This window comes from Paeniroseomonas aquatica, from assembly GCF_030409335.1.
Classification (GTDB): Bacteria; Pseudomonadota; Alphaproteobacteria; order Acetobacterales; family Acetobacteraceae; genus Belnapia; species Belnapia aquatica.
This window is the reverse complement of record NZ_JAUFPN010000286.1, coordinates 1-5,002: the sequence shown is the minus strand read 5'-3', so window position 1 is coordinate 5,002 and position 5,002 is coordinate 1. Positions and strand designations below refer to the sequence as shown.

Annotated in this window: 4 protein-coding genes; 3 read left to right on the top strand and 1 reads right to left on the bottom strand. The window is 61.5% G+C overall.

Annotated elements, in window-relative coordinates:
* The first annotated feature begins 131 nt into the window (after window positions 1–131).
* The gene (locus QWZ14_RS29580; protein ID WP_290320659.1) at window positions 132–1,037 is read left to right on the top strand and encodes a ketopantoate reductase family protein; all 906 of its coding nucleotides are present in this window, start codon (window positions 132–134) and stop codon (window positions 1,035–1,037) included.
* Window positions 1,038–1,311: 274 nt separating this feature from the next.
* On the opposite strand, the gene QWZ14_RS29575 is transcribed toward QWZ14_RS29580, so the two are convergent.
* On the bottom strand, window positions 1,312–2,232 hold the full coding sequence (locus QWZ14_RS29575; RefSeq protein ID WP_290320658.1) for an alpha/beta fold hydrolase: 921 nt from the start codon (window positions 2,230–2,232) through the stop codon (window positions 1,312–1,314).
* Window positions 2,233–2,355: 123 nt separating this feature from the next.
* Here QWZ14_RS29575 and QWZ14_RS29570 point away from each other — a divergent pair, with 123 nt between their 5' ends.
* Window positions 2,356–3,252: a LysR family transcriptional regulator gene (locus tag QWZ14_RS29570; protein WP_290320657.1), complete on the top strand. Its 897-nt coding sequence runs from the start codon at window positions 2,356–2,358 to the stop codon at window positions 3,250–3,252.
* Window positions 3,253–4,438: 1,186 nt separating this feature from the next.
* Window positions 4,439–4,984, top strand: coding sequence for a helix-turn-helix domain-containing protein (locus tag QWZ14_RS29565; RefSeq protein WP_290320656.1), 546 nt, complete (start codon window positions 4,439–4,441; stop codon window positions 4,982–4,984).
* Window positions 4,985–5,002: the final 18 nt, after the last annotated feature.

The following is a 5,002-nucleotide window of genomic DNA, read 5'->3' as shown; positions in this document are numbered from 1 at the left end:
GTCTCCGACGCTTGCTGTCGGCCTCACGAATTATCCAGGTTAGCACGTGATAAACCGGATTATCACGTGATGATTAAGCTCAACTTTGGCGTGCGCTATAAGCAGGGGGAGCCTCGGATAGGACCAAACCGATGAAGATTGCCGTCATGGGAGCCGGTGCCGTGGGTTGCTACTACGGGGCCATGCTGGCGCGGGCCGGCCATTCCGTGACCCTCGTCGGCCGGCCGCAGCTCGTCACGGCCGTGCAGGCGCACAGACTGATCTTGGAAGCTGCAGGCAGAACCGAGGCCGTGCCGGTAGACGCGACGACGGACCCGTCCGGTGTCGCCGGTGCGGACGCCGTCCTGTTTTGCGTAAAGGCGAACGACACCCTCACCGCGGGACGGGTCATAGCGTCCCATCTCGGAAGCAGCGTTCCAGTCTTGAGCCTGCAGAACGGAGTGGACAGCGCCGAGCATCTGCAGGCGGTTTTGGGACGACCTGTCGTTCCCGCGGCCGTTTACGTCGCGGTCGACATGCCGGCGCCGGCACATGTCAGGCACCACGGTCGCGGCGAGCTTGTGATCGGGCCAGGCCCGTCGAGTGCGGACATTGCCGAGGTGTTCTCCCGTGCCGGAATCCCGACGGAGGTATCCGAGAACGTGAAGGGGGTGCTGTGGGCAAAGCTCATCGTTAACTGCGCCTACAATGCCCTCTCCGCCGTTGCGCAGCTGCCCTATGGGCAGATGATGAAAACCGACAGCGTTCCCGAAACCATGCGGGACATTGTTGCCGAGTGTCTCGCTGTTGCCGAGCGGTCGAATGTTATGGTTCCTGGGGAGGTCATGAGCACCGTTCTCGGACTCGCCGCCTCCATGCCGGATCAGCTCTCGTCGACCGCGCAGGACCTCGCGCAGGGCAAAGAAAGCGAGATCGACCACCTCAATGGCTACATCGTCCGGGCCGCGGCGCGGCTTGGGATTGCAGCGCCCGTTAATCGCGCGCTTCTGGTAATGGTCAGGCTCGTGGAAGCCAAGGCGCAAAGTGCCAGACGGTAGCTTTGGATGCGATCAGTGTCCTCGCTGCATTGCCATCGCACCATCCTAGACCCGCTAGACCGGTCGGGGCATTCGCTCTGGATTTTGAATCCGGTGCTGCTTTTCGCTCAGAATGATTTTCTTGGAGGCAACTCAGATGGTCGGGTTTGGTCGAGAGCGGCTATTCCGCTCTGCGCCCATGGCTGACGAGAAGCGGACCTACCCCGGCACGCGGTGTCCTGGCTGCCCAACCCTGCCGAACATCCATGATCAGCGTGGGCTGGGAGGCAGCAGATCAATTTTGCCCGTCGAGGAAGCCGCGGGCGAGACTAATTGTCGCTTGCGGGTTCTCCTCCATGATCCAGTGCCCTGACGCGGGCACGATGCCCTCGCGCACATCCGTAGCACCGGCCCGCATCACCTCTGCCATCGTCGCCCCGAAGGACTTCTCGCCTCCCACCGCCAGCAATGGCATCCTCAACCGGGCGCCGGTAGCGAGCCAGGCACGGTTGTCGGCAGCGTCCCGGTCGAAGGCGGCGAACTGCTCGAAGCCGGAGTGCATTGCGCCAGGCAGGGCATAAAGCTGGGCATAGTGAGCCCGGGAGGCTTCGCCGAATCTGGCTGGGTCGGCGGAGAACTCGTTCCAGAAGCGGTCGAGATAGATGCGCTCGCGCCCTGCAACCAGCCGCTCCATGTCCGGCCCGCCGAAGCGGAAGTGCCAGAGCAGCGGATTTTTTAGGATCTCCTCCCAAGGGCCGACACCCGGCACGGGGGCGTCGATCAGCACCAGTCGTCTAACTCGGTCCGGATGCTGTGCGGCGAACTGGAAGGCCACCATGTTTCCGATGTCGTGTGCGACGAGGTCGATCTCGCCGATACCAAGCGCCGCCAGCACGTCCACGAGATCCCCCGCCTGCGTCTTCTTGTCGAAACCGCCGGGGGGCTTGGAGGACAAGCCCAGGCCGCGCAGGTCGGGAACAATCACCTGGTGGTCGCGGGCCAGGTCGGCCGCCATGGGTGCCCACATATCGCCGGTCTCGCCATAGCCGTGCAGCAGCACGACCGGCGGACCAGACCCTCCGATGCGGGTGTGGATGGTGACGGCCGGGGTCTGGATGTCCTGCATGCGAAAGCCGGGTGGAAAGGAGTGGGGCTGCGCCAGAGCGGGCCAGACGGCCGCCAACGCACCGAGGAAGCCTGTTACGAAACTGCGCATGACGGTGGTCTCCTGCCGCGGGACATGGCCCGGACATTCCCAGGGCTTGGGCGAACGTAGCGGCCCGGCGTCGTTCCGATTAGGCTGCGAACGGGAGATCTGGCCGCCGGGAAAGCCGAACGCATGAAGCTGGAAGGCCTTTTGACCTTTGTGGCCATCGCGGAGGCCGGGTCGATCAGTGCAGCCGCCCGACGCTTGGGGCTGTCGAAATCGGTGATCAGCGATCGGCTGGCGGAGCTTGAGCGCAGCCTCGGCGCGCCCCTCCTGCAACGCAGCACGCGCAAGCTGACCCTGACGGAGGACGGGACGAGCTTTCTCGAGAGTGCAGCGCAGATCACGCGCGACGTCGAGGCAGCGGCTGTCATGGTTGCAGAGCGGCGAGGGACCTTGCGTGGCCCCTTGCGCATCTCGGCCCCGGTGACCTTCAGCCGTATGCATCTCGGCCCCGCGCTCTATGGCTTTCTCAAGCGGCATCCCGGGGTGGAGCTTACCCTGGACCTTGATGACCGGCGGGTGGACGCGGCCGCCGATGGCTACGATGCCGTGGTTCGGCACGGTCCCATCGCCGACAGCCGCCTGACGGTCTGGCGTCTGGCGCCGAGCCGCCGGGTTCTCGTGGCGTCACCCGACTATCTTGAGCAACACGGCGCGCCCCGCTCCCTGTCGGCCCTGGAGGAGCATCGGGGCATCTTCTACACGAACCGCAGCCACTTGGATTGGCGCTTCATCGGCCCCGAGGAACCGCGGATCGTGCGGGGTCGCCATGCCCTGCGCGTCAACAATGGGGACGTCATGCGGGATGCCGCGGTGGCCGGGCTCGGCATCGCCTTGTTGCCGACCTTCATCGTAAACGCGGACGTCAAGGCCGGAAAGCTCCGCACCATCAACCTGGAAGCCGAGACAGAGCCTGAATTCATCTACGTGGCGCATCCGGAAGGACGACGTGCGTCCATGAAGCTGCGCGCCATGGTGGACGACATCAGGGCCATTATCGGTGACCCGCCGTATTGGGACAGGTAGATGGATGCAAAATGCGCCACTCTGGCGAGAAGCGCTTCAAGCAGATGCAGCATCCCGGAAGCTCAACACGCGGGCGATCCAAGCTGATTGGTTGCACTCAGGCTAACCTTGTTGCCCTGAAAGGGCCCCAAGGTTGAAGACGTTTTAAGAAAAGGCAGCCAATCCACCCGAACGGCCGGATTGGGCGCAAAGCGGACATCGGAACCACGGCGCATCAACCGCCGCTAAGCGCCCAAACTCAACCTACATTCTGGCATCGAGTGTCAGGCTTTACCCGGTCGACAGCCGCATAACTGACCATTATGGCAAGGGCGGCTCACCAGCACCGACATGCCGCCTGTGGCGTTTCGGCTGATGCCTCACAGCGTAAAGTCATCCTACCAAAGAACGTCACAATGGCCGTTATCATTACTGTTCCGTCTTCTTGCACCACCTGTTGGGGCACGACCGGCCGACAAAGGCGGCGGCCTGATGTGCATCTCCCAAACCGCTTGGGCAGTGAACGTGATGCCACATCCCTGGTCTGGGGCTGGGCTTCCGAGATGAGGCCGACCACCCACCAGATCCGAGCTTCGGACATCCTCGCGCTGGCGCGCAACAACACCCGTGCCGCCGTAGTTATGGCTGCCTCCTGCATCGGATTCAGGCGCTCGAGATTCGCGGCCTGAGCCTTTGACGCGAGGGGACAATAGCGTTCCCTGCTTCGAGTCTCGGCATTTTCCACTCGGAAACTAAAACGGTTTTGTCCAACATTCCATCCGAATCTAATGATGATTACAAAATTGTAAATTACGATCCTAAAAAAACAATGAATGCTGATCTAAGCTTTTACAATAGCTTACTAAGCTTGTCGCACTACAACGTCTAAGCGCGTTTAGATAGCGTCTAAACGCGTTTGTATTGTTTTGATGACTCTAAAAAAATGTAGTCACGAAGACCAGTTGCGGACGCCCCAAGCCCTGAATTAGCATCAGGAATGCCGCAATTCCGCGGCGGGAGCCAGAAACAGCAAAGGCGGCCCGAAGGCCGCCCCCACCGATCATCACAGCTTAGGATGACAGAGTTACCAGCTCTGCCACATTCGCGCCCCCGAATCATCCAACAGCTCTGACTTTTCGACAAGGCCTTTCGGAGGTCTTTGGGGACGTGTGTCTTTTGCCCGCCTCAGCTGGGGAGACCCCAGACGATGCGTTCTATTCTTCGTTCGCGCAGGCCAAAGGTGTTTCAAGACGGTCCTGGCAAGCCGCTGGATCGCAATGCCAAGTTCCGCATCCAGACTTTTGCTCGTGCCTGGACAGCCAAGCACAGGCAACCTGGCCAGCATCGTGGCCCGTTGACACGGGCCGCATTCGAAGTCCTGCAGGCGCTGCTGTGGGGGTTTCATAACGCTCATACCGGCCGTTGCTTCCCGGGCTACGAGGCCATTGCCACCAGGGCGAAATGTGCCCGCTCCACGGTCCACGTGACCATCAAGGTCTTGGAGAGCGCAGGGATCCTCACCTGGGTCAATCGCATCGTCCGAGTCAAGAAACGCGAGCTCGACCTGTTCGGTCGTCCAGTTTGGCGCTGGAGGATCCTCCGCACCAGCAATGCCTACGTTTTCAACGACCCGATCTCGGCCTTGGCACAGCCGAATTCTTCCAAGTCCGAAAATCGGTCCGGAACACAGAATCAAGAATCTTATAGATCTTCTTTACCCCATACGGTCAGAGCTAGCCTGGATAATTCGTGAGGCCGACAGCAAGCGTCG

Excerpts from the sequence above, each read along its gene's own strand:
- QWZ14_RS29565 (WP_290320656.1), top strand. The coding sequence starts at position 4,439 with ATGCGTTCTATTCTTCGTTCGCGCAGGCCAAAGGTGTTTCAAGACGGT.
- QWZ14_RS29575 (WP_290320658.1), bottom strand. The coding sequence starts at position 2,232 with ATGCGCAGTTTCGTAACAGGCTTCCTCGGTGCGTTGGCGGCCGTCTGG.
- QWZ14_RS29580 (WP_290320659.1), top strand. The coding sequence starts at position 132 with ATGAAGATTGCCGTCATGGGAGCCGGTGCCGTGGGTTGCTACTACGGG.
- QWZ14_RS29570 (WP_290320657.1), top strand. The coding sequence starts at position 2,356 with ATGAAGCTGGAAGGCCTTTTGACCTTTGTGGCCATCGCGGAGGCCGGG.